Genomic DNA, 15,029 nt, shown 5'->3' with positions numbered 1-15,029 from the left:
GAAGCCACATAGTATAAGAGTGGAACAGGGAACAATCACGAAAACGGGCAGTAATCGTTTTCGTGTGTCTTTTTTGTTTCTTTTTTGGGAAAAAGCCTGTCCCGATTTTATATCGGGGCAAAAAAGAAAGAGAAAAGTATTTTTGAAATAAGAAAACAATAGATATGAAACTGTCAGGAATTTACTTTCTACATCCGTCAGCAACTCCATACAAACGCATCTCCGTTGTGTATACGATTGCTATGATCATTTTGTGTTGCTCCGTAATGCCTGCTGCTTTTGCGCATCCATTTGGCAATCTGCCTGGTCAAAATAATGCCGGTATATTTCGTGCGGCAGTAGTTAAGATAGATATCACCCCCGACCAGCCAAAGATGTTGCTTGGCTATAATGCCCGTCAATCCACCGGTGTACACGATCGCATTTATCATCGTATAGTTATCTTAAATGACGGAACCACAGAATTTTGTCTGGTGTCTTCCGATATCTGTGTCATTTCTCCATCGGAGTACGATCATCTTGCATCATTACTTTACCAGCAATTGGGTATTGCTCCTGAAAATTTCTGGTGGACGCTTACGCATACCCATTCTGCGCCTGAAGTTGGCCTACCGGGATTGCCCGAAGTATTTATGGGAGAAAGATATAAGCACCCGGTAGATACTGCCTATACCCATTTTGTAGAGCAAAAAATAATAGAAGGAATAAAACAGGCCAGGAAGCAATTGGTAAAAGCAAAACTGGGCGTAGGATGGGGACATTCCAATGCCAATATGAACCGGAGGGCCATTGACGTTAACGGAAAAGCCGGGCTGGGAATGAACCCTGATGGCGCTATAGACAAAAAAATTGGCCTGATCAGGATAGACAAAGAAGATGGAACTCCCCTGGCGTTGATATCCAACTATGCTATTCACGGCACTGCATTGGGCGCTCCTAACCTTAAAATCAGCGGCGATGTGCCCGGTATTGTTTCGGAATATGTGGAAGAAAAATTAGGAGTGCCTATGCTTTTCATAAACGGGGCAGCAGGAAATATTGCGCCCATTTACAGTACCTATCCTAATCCCGGCGCTGCACACTTATCACAATTCAGGGTATTGCTCGGCGATAAAATTCTGGAAGCCAATAAACGTATAGCAGCAACTACAGGTAAGGTGCAATTGTTTACCGGCAAATTCATCATTGAAACACCTCGAAAAGCAGACCTGGGCTGGCCATCCGATTTGGGCAGTTATACCCGCAACATCGGAGATGGAAAAAACGTAGTAAGGCTGCCTGTTGGCTTTTTGAAAATCAACCATGATATTGCCATCTGGAGTCTGCCGGTTGAACTATTTTGTGAAATATCCAATGAAATCCGCGACAAATCTCCTTACCCGTATACTTTCTATTATGGGTACACGAACGGATGGTTAGGCTACCTGCCAACGGCTGATGAATTTAAATATGGGGGTTATGAAGTGGAAACGGTATCTCCATATACTACCGAAGCGGAAGCAGATGTTATAGAAGGGGTAATGAATTACCTGCAGGGAGAATTGCGAACTAAAATATCAGCAGACCGGGTTTCTGTGAACCGGCCTTCATTGATCGTGCCTGGTGTAACAGGGGTACTTGAATTAACTGCGGAAAAAGGTAAAGGTATAGGTCCGGATATAAAATATATGCCGGAATGGAAAGCATTTGGCTGGTTCCGCAACAAAGACAGAATAGAGTGGGAAATAGCCCCACGGGAAGAAAAGGAGTATGCCGTAATTTTAGAATGGTCGGTATCCAATGAAGACGCTGGGAAATCATTTATATTGGAAAGCAGTAAAGACAGGATAATAGGAGAAGTTGGAAAAAGCGGTTCCTGGGAAACCTTTGCATCAGAAAAAATAGGCGTCATGAAATTAAAACCGGGAAAACAAAAAATCATATTCAAGCCATATAAAGATTTTGATCCTAAGCAGGCTTTGCTGGATGTAAGAAAAATTATTTTGGTACCGGTTGGGCAAAAGTAATATGGTATCAAAAGTTGTCATAATTACCTGAGTTGTAATGTATCCACCCTCGTTGGGGTATCTGCCCCACTAACTATGCTTGCCGAACTTAGCGCTATCGCTTTAATAATTTCCGTCATATTCTTTATGTCAAGCGTTGAAAACTCATCACCGGGGGTATGATAATAGGGTTCGCTATCCATTTTTGAAGTAGAGATGGTATGTGCGGGAACGCCAAGCCTGGCCAGTGTAGCATTATCCGACCGGTAAAACAATTGCTGATCGGGGTATGGGTCCGGGTGAAATGTAAATGCGGTACCCTGCAGATTTTTTGCCAGTATTTCGCCCATATCTGTTTTTTCGTAGCCGGTTATATAGGCTGAATTCTTTCCCCACTTACTGTCGGTACCAATCATTTCAATATTAAACATCGCGGTTACCTTATCCGGCTCAAGCTGCAAGGAAAAATACTGCGACCCGAATCCACCTGTTTCTTCCGCGGTAAATGCGGCAAATACAAGGGTGCGTTCATTGTTCTTTATTTTTTTAAAATATTTTGCCAGCATAATTACCGCCGTTATGCCTGCGGCATCATCGTTGGCGCCATTATAAATAGAATCGCCGGTTGCATCGGGCTTGCCCGTTCCCAGGTGATCGTAGTGCCCGGAGAATATTACATAGTCCTCTTTTTTACCCGTCTGTCCGGCAGGCAGGCTTTTTCCAGGCAGCACTCCCACCACATTTTTGAGTTTCTTTTCTGTTATTTCGTGCTCAACAGAGAAGGAATAGTTAGAAGGGTGCCGGCCGGTTAACACAAATATTACACTGTTGTTTGCCCTGAAGCGCTCTCTTTTGAGTTGGTTCAAATTAGGAAATGATTTGCTGTGGGCTGTATCTACCCATACTACGTAATTCTTACCAGACATGATATAGCCATAGGCTGTGTTGAAAAACCTGTCTGCCGCATTAATTTTTACCGTTTCATATCCCGACTGCTCATTTACAATTAGTGATTCCTTTGAAGTAAAAGCAATAATATCCGTGCTGCCGGTTTCCTGCCCGTTAATGGTTCCCTTAGCGCTGATTTGCCGGGCTGCAACCAGTGTAAACTCCTGGAAAAAATTTGCTGAGGACGGAAGCGGCTGCAGTCCTGCCTTCCTGAATTCCTTAGCAATGAATGCTGCCGCTTTATCTATGCCCGGGGTGAATAATCCACGGCCGCCCATATCATCGGCCGATAAGATTTTTTCTATTTTCTCCACTTTTTTAACGGTTATAATCCTGTCCATCTTCTGGGCAGATACGTACAGCACAGTGAACATGAGTATTACGGATACATAAACAGGCTTCATACTTTCTTTAGCTTTAAAGTGAGATTGCGTATAAAATTGTGAGGGAAGATACAAATAAGGCGCTATAAAAAATTGAAGTACGAATCTTGAAATACGAAGAAATGCAAAAGTACTAACCAAATATGTTTTCTGTTACTGCGCTCTATCCTCCCGGCAATTCAGGGTTGAACAAACAGCACGGGCTTTACCGGAATAATGGTATTTCCACGAAATCAATTACAGGTATTTGTAGCGTGGAAGTTGGTTTTCTTTTTACACAAACTATCTTACTATAATAATTTTTATAGTTTTTTGCGGGGTTTGTAACAGGTATGCTCCATTTGCAATGCGGCTTACGTCAATAGCGTTTTCGCCTTGTGATAACTTGCCACGCCACATGTTTTTACCATCTGGACCCCATAAAGCTGCTTCCGTTGCCTGTTTTAAATTGACGCGCATCATTCCGCCATAAACAGGATTGGCAAAAACTACCAATGCCGGGTTGGAAGTTATGTATCTAAGACTATTTGTTTTACTAAAACTATATTGCCCATCTACATCAAGCTGTAGTATCCGGTAGTAGTTCACACCTTCTGCTGGGGTATTGTGTACAAAATGATATGTTTTTATACCTGTTGCGGACCCGGCAGCGGATGTGGTACCAATATTCTGCCAGTTAATAGCATCCCTGCTGTACTGTATAATAAAGTCTTTTGTATTTTGTTCTCCCGTTGTTTGCCAGTGCAGTACAGCGGTTTCATCTTTAACAACCGCTGTAAAATTGAGCCAGGTGAGCGGCAAGGTGGAATTTATTTGCGCTATTGCAAATGGCGAAAAAGTACCGGTATAACCTGCATATCTGAATGATGTTTGGGTAGGTGAAGAGGCATTTGCAGAAGACAATTCCTGCCACGAACTTCCATTATAGTGATATAATCCGGGAGCGGTGACACCGCTATTTTGCGCAGCCGGCCACTCAAACAGCATATCTACCCCCGATGCCCCATTTGCATTGGTTTTACTGATATCCCAGCTTTTGGTAATGCGTTGGGCCGTTGATACCAGCCCGGAAAGTCCTCCCTGGTATACTTCATCCAGCACCCGCACAAAGAAATTGTCTGTAGCGCCGCTGTTGTTAGTAATACTTACAGGGGTATAACTGCCGTTACCTACCGGGAAAGTATAAGTGCCTCCCGGTGTAATATTCTTTTTTAGCTTTCCGGCGCCATTGGTGTTAATGTAGTTGTTGGCATCAGCATTTGCAACGGAGTTGACTGAAAGTTCATAACCGCCCAACTGAATTTTTTTACCAGCATTCCTGAAGCGGATATTTTTTGCCAGCATGTTTTGCGTCAGTACCAGGTTTTGGTTAGCATTACCTGCAATAGCAAAAGATGTATTTGCAGCAGGAACCAATCCGGTAGACCAGTTTGCCGCCACACTGCCATCAGTGGAACTTCCCCCTATCCACAACACTTCCTGCCAATTGGTATACAGCGTAATGTTAGCGCCTGCGTTGTAGTTGGCGCCGCTGGCGTAATTGGTTCCTGAACCATTGGCGTTTGTATTCCAGCCGTTGAAAATATAACCGTCTTTGGCCATGGTTCCGGCGCCTGGCAAAGTAGTAGCTGCGGAGAAAATGCCTCCTGAAGGCGCAGTCCCTTCTGTATGTCCGTTGCCTACATAAGTAATGGCATAGTTGCCACTACCAAGCACCGTATATACGGGCACCAGGGTAACATTCCCGGTTACTGTAAAGCTGTATGGATTGCTGGCTGAGGCAACCCCCGTACCGCCGGTTACATAATCCCAACGGGTAAAACTATATCCGCTGTTGGGTATGGCCGTTAGTGTTACCTGTGTGTCCGCAGCATAGGTATCGCCGAATATAGTTCCGCCATTAACGGTACCATTACTTGCTGCATTTACTTTTACATAATAAAGGTTGCTTATTACACCACCAGCATCTATAGCTCCTCTGATAGGCGGAACGTTGCGGGTATTACCAGCCTGATCAATAAGTACCTGATCCGTACTGGTTCCTATGTTGGCGAGCGACCCGATGGCGGTATATGTACTGCCCGATGAATTGTAGGCGACCACCGGGTTGAGATTATTGTTGTTGTTATATCGTGTAGCCACGCCCAGTCGTGCGGCATCTAATAAAAAGCTGGCTGTTTTTAAGGTGGGTGCGCTATAACCGCCGGTGGTATATAATAACGGCCTGTATACCTGCGCTGTTCCTATTTCAGTGCCATTTCCATCTGTAATTTTGGATAAAATACCCCCGGAAAAAATACTATTGTCGGAACCATTTATAGCCCCGGTGTAGGTGATATTGCCCGTAACATTCATGCTCGCGTCTGCCCAGGTACTTTGGTGTACAATGCAATAATAAGCCCTGGTATATTGCGGATATAAGCCACCGAAATCACTCAGCGTATAGGTGGTGGGGTTGGTATGCGAATTTCCGGCATAATTATAGGCAAATACACTATTAGCCACATACATGGCGCTTGGTGCAACATAACTGGCCACGGCTGCTGATTTAAACGTGCCTGTTAACAGCACCACGTTACCTGTAAAACTACTGTTCAACACATATACATAACCCGGAGACACAGCGCCGCCCGACTGCAATACACCTCCCTGCATGGCGATATTATTGGAAAAAGTAGAATTATTGAAATAGGCATACCCCTGAATTTCGGCAGCCCCGCCGCCGCCGCCTGTATTCGTATTACGGTTTTGTGAGATGGTACATTTGTTCATATATAAAGCGGCAGAAGTACCCTGCACAAATAAGGCGCCTGCAAAGTGGGCTGCATTTTTTACCACAAAACAATCTTCCATAAACACGGTACCCCAAACGGCAATAGCACCTCCGGCGGAAAGATTGGAGAAAGCAGTTCCAGGGGTAGTAGCATTGCATCTTCCGTTTGAAATAACAGAACGGTTCATGTGCAGCGTTACATTTTGCTGTACCAGCACAGTGCCGCCGGATGCATGGTAGGGCGCTGTGCCGGCAGCGCTCAGCGATCCTCCCTTAATGATAAGGTCGTTTATCGTGTAAGTAACGCCCGATCCTGCCAGGTTAAATACCCGGAAGTTGGAAGGCGATGTATTGAATTTCCCCTGGTCATCCACCCCTGTTACCGGCACCGAAATAGCGTACCCGTTACCGTTAATTGTAAGCGATTTTCCGGAAATCAGCTTTTCACCAGTGATAACGATATTACCGGTAATATTAATAACATCGCCGGATGCGGCGCTGCTAATGGCCGTATTTAGTTGGGTTTCGTTGCCGGCTGTATAAGTGGTTTGTGCAAATCCTGAAAAAATGAAAAAAAACAGAAAGCAGGATAACAGTTGAGGTTTCATGATGGATTGTTAATTTGTTTCATTTGAAAGTGCCTGGGAAGCAGACAGCAGATCATTATTCTTATACTGTAAAAGTATCCAGGCGAACAATCAGAGTCTATAAGGGTAAATACTTAAGATCAAAATAGTTGACGATTGTCAAATGGATGCAATGGCGTATTTGTTATGCGAAATGCACTGCCGCAAAGCGTTGCACGGATAAAACAGATCGCTGCTCAATAAAATAAGAATTTAAAATGCGGAGAAATATACAGGATTTAAAACACAGTAATTTTACGGAATCCAAAATTATTATTTGGCTGAAGTAGCCATTTTTTTGCGTACCCTACTCAAAGTCTCGAACGCAATTCCAAGAAATGAGGAAATATATTTAATGGGAACCCGGTTGGAAAGATGGGAGTAATTTTCAAGGAAGAAATGGTATTTAAATACAGCATTGGCATGCCTGATGAGCAAGGCCCTCCTTTCTGCGTCACGGTAATAGTGCTGCAATAATTTTCTTGCGGTGATGTTAAAGTCCGGGTACTGTATATACAATTGCTTAAGGTGCCTGCTGCTTAAGGCCAAAAATTCACAATCCTCGATAGCCTGCATATTTTCAAGGGCCGGCACTTCAAGGTCAAGGCTATGGATAGATGTTACCAGTTCATTATCTGCAGTGATCCAGGTTGTGATATCCTTTCCTCCTTCTTTGATGAATCCTCTCACAAGCCCTTTTTTTATAAAATATATATACTTACATATATCGCCTGACTGCAACAGCAAGGTTTGTTTTGTACATTTTATTAATACCAGTTTCTGTTCAAAATAACGGATCATTTCTTCGCTTAGCGGATGGAAGAAATTAAGCGCGGTAATCAAAGGGCCGATTTCGCTCGGGCGGCTTTTCCTGATTTTATTTATGTCTCTATTGCTCTTCATTTTTATCGTTTCTCATTTGTCATTATCTAACCAGGCACAAGCAGAGGCTTGTGCCTGGTTATGGATGCGTTAAAAATATTAAATAAATTGAATTATTCCCCCGGTTATTCAGTTAGCGTGTATGAAACGGGCTGGGGGGCATTGCTTATTCAAGCCCTATAAAATGTACGTTTCATAGTAATCTTAAATTGTAAACCAACCTAATGGCAGTCAGGTCTCAAACCACGAACCATGAAATCTGAAGAATAAAATTGGAAATCCGAAACGAAATTTGACGACAAACCATAAACTTTTCTACAAACTCATCATTTCCTTAAACTTCACCGCCTGCCTGCGGCTCACCTCAATTTTTTCACCTCCTTTTATTTCAAGCAGCAATCCGCCGTTGAAGTAGGGTTCCACTCTTTCTATCATGCGCAGGTTTACAATATGCTTGCGGTTGGCGCGAAAAAAAACTTTTTCATCCAGGCGTTCTTCCAGCGCATTCAGCGATTTTAATATCAGTGGTTTATGCGTACTGAAAAATACTTTGGCGTAATTACCTACGCTTTCAAATAATCTTATTTCATTCAACTTTACAAACCAGCACCTTTCGCCATCTTTTACAAATACCTGGTCGTTTTCACCCAGAATACCCCTGTTTACCGTCTGCGGACTTAAGGAAGTTCCCAATGCTTCTTTTTCTTCAATATACTCAAGTTTGTGTAAGGCATCTGCAAGCCGCCGGGGCTCAACAGGTTTTAGCAAATAATCAAGCGCATTCACTTCAAAGGCCTTCAGGGCATATTCATCGTATGCTGTAGTAAATATAACCTGCGGTAACCTGTCTAATTCGGTTAACAAATCAAAACCTGTTTTGCCGGGCATTTGAATATCTAAAAAAATCAGATCGGGAGCCATATTCCCAATCTTTTCTATGCCTTCATTAGCATTAGCGGCTTCGGCTATCACTTCTATTTCGGGATGATCCTGGAGCAGTTTTTTCAATTCGCTCCTGGCCAGTCTTTCATCATCAATAATAATAGCTCTTTTTGTCATATTGTAAAGTTTAGCTTATCGGTTGTTTACAGGCATGATCACTTTGGCTTCTACCATATTACCCGGTATATCTTTAATCTCAAAGGTAGCTTTTGTGCCAAATAAAAGATTCAGGCGGTCCTGCGTGCTTTGCAGCCCAAAGCCCATGTGTCCTGCACGACCATTTAAAAATCCGCTATTGCGTATAATGATTTCATGATGACCATCTACAAAATCCGAAATAATAGTAACCACACCGCCATTTACCTGTTTGCTGATGCCATGTTTGATGGCATTTTCCGCGAGGGTTTGCAGCATCATTGGCGGTATGGGCTGGCACAGCGTATCTTCATCAATATTAAACTGCACTTTTAAGCGCTCTTCAAAGCGCATTTGTTCCAGCGCTAAGTAGTCTCTTACTATATTCAGCTCCTGTTCTAAGGGAACCGTCTCCATTTTTTCTGTTTGCATGCTGCTGCGCAAAATGTTGCTCAGTTCCGTAATGGCACGCCTGGCCCGCTGGGGATTTTCATCTACCAAAGCCCTGATACTATTCAGGGAATTAAAAATAAAATGCGGGTTGATATGTGATTTAATGGTTTTTAGTTCCAGCTCTTTTACCAGCGATTGCAGGCGGAATGTATCTACTTCCTGCTTTTTATTTTTTTGGAAAAAATGGTATACATAATAGATCAGCACCCATACCATTAAGATGAGAGAACTGTCGAAAGTTCTAAGTACCAGTTTGTTAATAAAAGCCACCTTCTTTTTGGGATCTGTTTCCGATAAATTGAACAGTTCAAAAAAGGTAAGCAGGCTAAGCGAGTAAATAAAGCTGGCTATAATAATGCAGATAAAAAGCCGCGGAACAATTTTTTCGATAGGTAATACTAACCAGTTGCGTTTAATAATAACATTGCGCAGTATATGGGTAATGGGTATACCCAGCGACAAAGCAATCAAAAGACGGATAATTAATTTTTCTGATATCGTTTTATCATATGTATAGGCAAAAAAGATATTAATGAGTGCAAACATCCCCCAGCCGCAAATCTGACAGCACCAGTATCTTGATATTTTAGATAGCATAATCAAATCTAAACATTTCTCTCTCTTGCCGGAAATACTGTGTTACTAATGGTGAAAAATGCGGGTTAACGGCGGAGGTGAATGGAGATATATTTATTTACCTGCTGACTTTCAGACGATAATGCCCAGCCTCCGGAATGATAATTACTTCACTTAAAAAGCATTTATAGCTTACTTTTGTTATTGACTTAACCTGTTTTACATGGATATAACGCCGGGTCCGCTTTTACAACAAATTAACGATCCAAAAGATCTTAAAACACTAAGCCGGGAGCAACTCCACCAGGTATGTAATGAGCTCCGTCAATATATTATTGATGTGGTAAGTGTGCATGGCGGGCATTTTGGTGCCAGTTTGGGTGTGGTAGAGCTTACTGTTGCCCTGCATTATGTGCTGAATACGCCCTACGACCAGTTGGTATGGGATGTGGGGCACCAGGCATACGGACATAAAATTTTAACAGGCAGAAGAGACGCTTTTTATACCAACCGTAAGTACAAAGGGCTAAGCGGCTTTCCCCGCAGGGCCGAAAGCGGGTACGATAGTTTTGGCGTAGGGCATTCTTCCACTTCAATTTCAGCCGCGCTGGGTATGGCCATGGCGGCCAAATACAAGCACGAAGACAGGAAATCTGTGGCTATTATTGGAGATGGCGCAATGACTGCCGGCATTGCTTTTGAAGGTATGAACCATGCCGGCGTGGCCGATGCCGATATGCTGATCATTCTCAACGACAATTGTATGAGCATTGATCAGAACGTGGGAGCGCTAAAAGAATACCTTACAGACATTACTACTTCCCGAACCTATAATAAGTTAAAAGACGATATCTGGAATGCCCTGGGCAAATTGCCGGTAGGCAAACGCTTTACCAGGGAAATGGCCGGCAAGCTGGAATACAGTATTAAAGGATTTGTAAGCAAGAGCAGTAATCTTTTCGAGGCGCTGAACCTCCGTTATTTTGGTCCTATAGACGGGCATAATATTAATAAGCTGGTGGATGTTTTACAGGATCTGAAAAAAATTCCGGGCCCCAAGCTGCTGCATATTCTAACGGTAAAGGGCAAGGGATATTCGCTGGCAGAAAAAGATCAGACCAAATGGCACGCGCCGGGTTTGTTCGATAAGATAACCGGCGAAATCTATAAAAAGAAATTCGACCTTCCGCAGCCGCCCAAATACCAGGATGTTTTTGGACATACCATAATAGAGCTGGCGGAAAAGAACAGTAAAATATTAGGCGTTACACCGGCAATGCCATCGGGCTCATCATTAAAATTTATGATGGATAAAATGCCGGATCGCGCTTTTGATGTAGGCATTTGCGAACAGCATGCCGTAACACTAAGCGCCGGCATGGCTACCCAGGGTATGAAAGTGTTCTGCAATATCTATTCATCTTTTATGCAAAGGGCGTACGACCAGGTAGTGCATGATGTAGCTATCCAGGATCTGCCTGTTATTTTTTGCCTTGACCGGGCGGGACTGGTGGGAGAAGATGGCGCCACGCATCATGGCGCATACGACATAGCCTATATGCGCTGCATCCCTAACATGATTGTAAGTGCACCCATGAATGAAAGTGAATTGCGCAATCTCATGTATACGGCACAGTTAGACGAAAATACCCATCCTTTCGTTATCCGCTATCCCCGCGGCGAAGGCGTAATGCCGGAATGGAAAACGGAGATGAAGGCGATTAAACCGGGTACCGGAAGAAAATTAAAAGACGGAGAAGAGATTGCCCTGCTATCTTTTGGTCATCCCGGGAATTTTGCAGCCGCTGCTATCCGGGAATTAAGAGCGGAAGAGCTGAACCCTGCACATTATGACATGCGCTTTGCGAAACCGCTGGATGAAAATTTATTACACGAAATATGCAGTAAGTTTAATAAAATCATCACCATTGAAGATGGCACTGTGCAGGGAGGATTTGGAAGCGCGGTGCTGGAGTTTATGGCAGTGCATCAATATCATGCGGAAGTGAAAGTATTAGGAATACCCGATCTTGTAATAGAGCAGGGCACACCTAAGGAACTGCAAAAGGAATGCGGTTATGATGCCGCGGCGATAGCGGTTGCTGTAAGGGAAATGATGAGCCAAACCCAGCGCTCCCCTGCAAAAAAAAGGATCCTTTAAAACCCATCCCCTCTAATAAAATTTTCATTGGTATACCGGATAGATTGTTCGGCGCCAATGACTGTTGTTTGCATTTTTGTAATAAATAACATGTATAAAAAGGGGGTTATGAACATACATCTGTCCATCTTTATTTTAGCAGCCTTCGTTTTTACGGGCGCATGCAATACACAAACAAAAGACGAAAAAAAAGCCAATATGTGGAACAAAGATATTAAGCCGCCGGTAGCGGAAATTAAGGAACATCAGCGTATAATACATGGTGATACTGTAACGGATAATTATTACTGGATGATTGATTATTTTAAGAAGGGGCCAGACAGCACAGAAATTGTAAACTACCTGGAAGAAGAGAATGCCTATCTTGATACCATGATGAGCGGTTCAAAAGTTTTTAGAGAAAAGCTATACGAAGAGATGAAAGGCAGGATAAAAGAAAAAGATGAATCCGTTCCTGTTTTTAAAAACGGGTACTTTTATTATATCAGAACAGAAGACGGGAAGCAATATTACAAATACTGCCGCAAAAAAGGAAGCCTTGATGCACCGGAAGAAATTTTATTGGATGTAGATGACCTGGCAAAGGGCCATCCCTATTACGCCGCTACGGGATTTAATGTAAGCGAAGATAATAAGCTGCTTGCTTTTGGCGTAGATACCGTGTCGCGGAGGCAATACACGATTTACATAAAAAACCTGGAAACAGGGCAACTCTTTAAAGACACTATAAAAGAAACCACCGGTGGGTCTGCATGGGCTAATGATAATGCAACACTTTTTTATACGCTCAAAAACCCCCAAACCCTGCTCACAGAAAAGATCCGGCGGCATAGGTTAAATACCGATGAAAGCAGGGATGTAACCGTGTATGAAGAAAAGGATCCTTCCAATTATATTGGTGTGGGAAAAACAAAATCGGGTAAATTCATATTTATTGTTTCCCAGGCTACACTTTCCACGGAAATGCGTTTCATAAAGGCTGATGAACCCGATAAGGAATTTACAGTTTTTCAGCCCCGTATGAAAGAAGTACTGTATGATGTGAGCGACCTGGGCGATAAGTTTTACATTGTTACCAACCTGGATGCCAAAAATTTCAGGTTAATGGAATGCCCGCTGAACAAAACAGACAGCGGTACATGGAAGGAAGTTATTCCCCACCGCGCTGATGTATTGATCGAAGATATTGACGTATTTAAAGACTACCTGGTTGTTACCGAACGTAAAAACGGCTTGATTCAATTGCGTATACGCAGTATCCCTTCGGGACAGGAGCATTATATTGATTTTGGCGAACCGGCTTACAGTGCCGCCACCGGCGCTAATCCCGAATTCAACACCTCAACACTACGCTATACCTACACCTCTTTGGTAACACCCAATTCTACGTATGATTATAATATGAACAACAGGGAAAAGAAACTGATGAAGCAGCAGGAAGTATTGGGTGGGTATAATGCAACGAACTATGTAACGGAAAGATTATACGCTACGGCAAAAGATGGTGTTAATATCCCTGTTTCCATTGTATATAAAAAGGGGTTGGTGAAAAACGGTAAAGCTCCCTTATTACTATACGGCTATGGAGCTTATGGAAATAGTATGAATGCCACTTTCAACAGCAGCCGGCTGAGTTTGCTGAACCGTGGTTTTGTGTTTGCCATAGCGCATATCCGTGGGGGAGAGGAAATGGGAAGACAGTGGTATGAAGACGGGAAGATGATGAAAAAGAAAAACACATTCACTGACTTTATTGATTGTGGTGAATTTCTGATCAGGGAAAAATTTACATCTAAAGCACATTTATATGCACAGGGCGGTAGCGCAGGCGGTTTACTGATGGGCGCTGTTGTAAATATGGCGCCGGATCTGTGGCACGGGGTTATTGCGCAGGTGCCTTTTGTAGATGTGGTAAATACCATGCTTGATACCAGCATTCCCTTAACCACCAATGAATATGATGAATGGGGCAATCCAGAAAAAAGCAAAGAGGCTTATGACTACATGAAATCTTACTCACCCTATGAGAATATTGAAAAAAAAGACTACCCCAATATGCTGGTAACTACAGGGCTGCACGACAGCCAGGTACAATATTTTGAGCCGGCAAAGTGGGTAGCAAAGCTCAGGGCTATGAAAACTGGCAATAACGTTCTGTTGCTGCATACCAATATGAATTTTGGGCACGGTGGCGCTTCCGGCCGCTTCGATTACCTGAAAGATGTAGCGCTGGAATATGCGTTTTTGTTCAGGCTGGAAGGGATTGGAGAGTAAGCGGGAAAATAATCCCATAAACTTCTTTCAACGAATTATTCCATAATATTTACTCCGCTTAAAATTTCATATCGTACCGCCGGTTCCATGGTAAAATCATACAACAATGGCTGGTGGAATTTTCTGTATCCCGATTTATGGCAATGTCTCAAAATATCTTCACAGCACAACAGGCAGGCCTGCCATAGCATTGCGGGCAATGGTTTATGTTTTTCAAAGTTCAGTTGCAAAAACATGGCATCCTTCATTTTTCCGCTGCTGAATTCAAAAACCACAGAACCTTCTATATATTCAACATCAAAGTCTATGGGCACAATGCAGCCGATAGAACCATTGGGGATAGGCCGCAGCACATAACGCTGACCAAGGTTTACCGGCATGCTGCCATTCTTATTCAGCGAAAGGCCCAGCCTTGGATCATCGTTTTCAATTTCCAGGGTTTGTAACAATTTACGCTGCAGATCAAAATACCGGTTTATCCATGTTTTGGATGGATAGGCATGCAGGGCTTTTATGAGTTGCTGGTATGGATTCATTTTCTTTTGTTTTTTAAACCCTATTCTTTCTCTTTCTTCCCATTTCCTTTGTGCAGTCTTATCATCTAATAAATTTTCAATGGCATCATAAATGGCGGATAATTGTCCATTGTACTCGCCAATGCGCTGCTGTATTTGTTTTAATTGCTCTTTTATGTCACTCTGCTGTAAAACAACCCTTCTTATTTCTACGAAGGCACGCATAATGGCGATATTTCCGTCCGACTGGCGTTGGCCGGGCGGGCATATTGATGGCTTTGTCAGAATTAAGGACGTCGCTGAGCATGGCAATACCCTGTTCGGCAAAGGCATGCGGGGTAACGCCAACGTTTCGTTTTCCTTGTGATGCGGTCAC

9 protein-coding genes and 1 pseudogene are annotated in these 15,029 nt (G+C 43.1%); 3 read left to right on the top strand and 7 right to left on the bottom strand.

The annotated features are described in order from the left end of the window. The first annotated feature begins 164 nt into the window (after positions 1-164). A complete protein-coding gene (locus tag VL121_RS13620; protein WP_325406183.1) occupies positions 165-2,006 on the top strand; it encodes a neutral/alkaline non-lysosomal ceramidase N-terminal domain-containing protein in 1,842 nt (613 codons plus the stop codon). A gap of 23 nt (positions 2,007-2,029) precedes the next feature. Here VL121_RS13620 and VL121_RS13615 read toward each other — a convergent pair whose 3' ends face one another. From VL121_RS13615 to VL121_RS13595, 5 genes are all read right to left on the bottom strand, one after another. Next, positions 2,030-3,337, bottom strand: coding sequence for a M20/M25/M40 family metallo-hydrolase (locus tag VL121_RS13615; protein WP_325406181.1), 1,308 nt, complete (start codon positions 3,335-3,337; stop codon positions 2,030-2,032). Between the two features lie 261 nt (positions 3,338-3,598). Next, positions 3,599-6,697, bottom strand: a complete 3,099-nt coding sequence (locus VL121_RS13610) for an InlB B-repeat-containing protein (RefSeq protein WP_325406179.1) — start codon at positions 6,695-6,697, stop codon at positions 3,599-3,601. Positions 6,698-6,988: 291 nt separating this feature from the next. After that, positions 6,989-7,618, bottom strand: a complete 630-nt coding sequence (locus VL121_RS13605; RefSeq protein ID WP_325406177.1) for a Crp/Fnr family transcriptional regulator — start codon at positions 7,616-7,618, stop codon at positions 6,989-6,991. A 294-nt stretch (positions 7,619-7,912) separates the two neighbouring features. Continuing rightward, positions 7,913-8,656 (bottom strand): LytR/AlgR family response regulator transcription factor, encoded by a 744-nt coding sequence (locus VL121_RS13600; protein WP_325406174.1) that lies wholly within the window; start codon positions 8,654-8,656, stop codon positions 7,913-7,915. A gap of 15 nt (positions 8,657-8,671) precedes the next feature. Beyond that, positions 8,672-9,724 (bottom strand): sensor histidine kinase, encoded by a 1,053-nt coding sequence (locus tag VL121_RS13595; RefSeq protein WP_325406171.1) that lies wholly within the window; start codon positions 9,722-9,724, stop codon positions 8,672-8,674. Between the two features lie 202 nt (positions 9,725-9,926). Here VL121_RS13595 and dxs point away from each other — a divergent pair, with 202 nt between their 5' ends. Both dxs and VL121_RS13585 read left to right on the top strand, forming a co-directional pair. After that, entirely contained in the window at positions 9,927-11,864 is a 1,938-nt protein-coding gene (dxs, locus tag VL121_RS13590; RefSeq protein ID WP_325406169.1) for a 1-deoxy-D-xylulose-5-phosphate synthase, read from the top strand. A gap of 108 nt (positions 11,865-11,972) precedes the next feature. Continuing rightward, positions 11,973-14,138 carry a S9 family peptidase gene (locus VL121_RS13585; protein WP_325406167.1) on the top strand — a complete coding sequence of 722 codons (2,166 nt, stop codon included), beginning with the start codon at positions 11,973-11,975 and terminating at the stop codon, positions 14,136-14,138. Between the two features lie 35 nt (positions 14,139-14,173). Here VL121_RS13585 and VL121_RS13580 read toward each other — a convergent pair whose 3' ends face one another. Further along, a complete protein-coding gene (locus tag VL121_RS13580) occupies positions 14,174-14,878 on the bottom strand; it encodes a hypothetical protein (RefSeq protein ID WP_325406165.1) in 705 nt (234 codons plus the stop codon). Next, positions 14,832-15,029: pseudogene (locus tag VL121_RS13575) on the bottom strand (hypothetical protein); the annotation flags it as partial. The gene VL121_RS13580 and the pseudogene VL121_RS13575, both read right to left, overlap by 47 nt.

Origin of the sequence: Agriterribacter sp. (assembly GCF_035497235.1) — a bacterium.
GTDB lineage: Bacteria > Bacteroidota > Bacteroidia > Chitinophagales > Chitinophagaceae > Agriterribacter.
Note: the sequence above shows the minus strand (reverse complement) of the source record. Positions and strands in the feature narration are given on the sequence as shown.

What these genes read in the sequence shown, in the direction of transcription:
- VL121_RS13600 (WP_325406174.1), bottom strand. Translation starts at nt 8,656, where the DNA reads ATGACAAAAAGAGCTATTATTATTGATGATGAAAGACTGGCCAGGAGC.
- VL121_RS13595 (WP_325406171.1), bottom strand. Translation starts at nt 9,724, where the DNA reads ATGCTATCTAAAATATCAAGATACTGGTGCTGTCAGATTTGCGGCTGG.
- VL121_RS13620 (WP_325406183.1), top strand. Translation starts at nt 165, where the DNA reads ATGAAACTGTCAGGAATTTACTTTCTACATCCGTCAGCAACTCCATAC.
- VL121_RS13610 (WP_325406179.1), bottom strand. Translation starts at nt 6,697, where the DNA reads ATGAAACCTCAACTGTTATCCTGCTTTCTGTTTTTTTTCATTTTTTCA.
- VL121_RS13605 (WP_325406177.1), bottom strand. Translation starts at nt 7,618, where the DNA reads ATGAAGAGCAATAGAGACATAAATAAAATCAGGAAAAGCCGCCCGAGC.
- VL121_RS13585 (WP_325406167.1), top strand. Translation starts at nt 11,973, where the DNA reads ATGAACATACATCTGTCCATCTTTATTTTAGCAGCCTTCGTTTTTACG.
- dxs (WP_325406169.1), top strand. Translation starts at nt 9,927, where the DNA reads ATGGATATAACGCCGGGTCCGCTTTTACAACAAATTAACGATCCAAAA.
- VL121_RS13615 (WP_325406181.1), bottom strand. Translation starts at nt 3,337, where the DNA reads ATGAAGCCTGTTTATGTATCCGTAATACTCATGTTCACTGTGCTGTAC.
- VL121_RS13580 (WP_325406165.1), bottom strand. Translation starts at nt 14,878, where the DNA reads ATGCGTGCCTTCGTAGAAATAAGAAGGGTTGTTTTACAGCAGAGTGAC.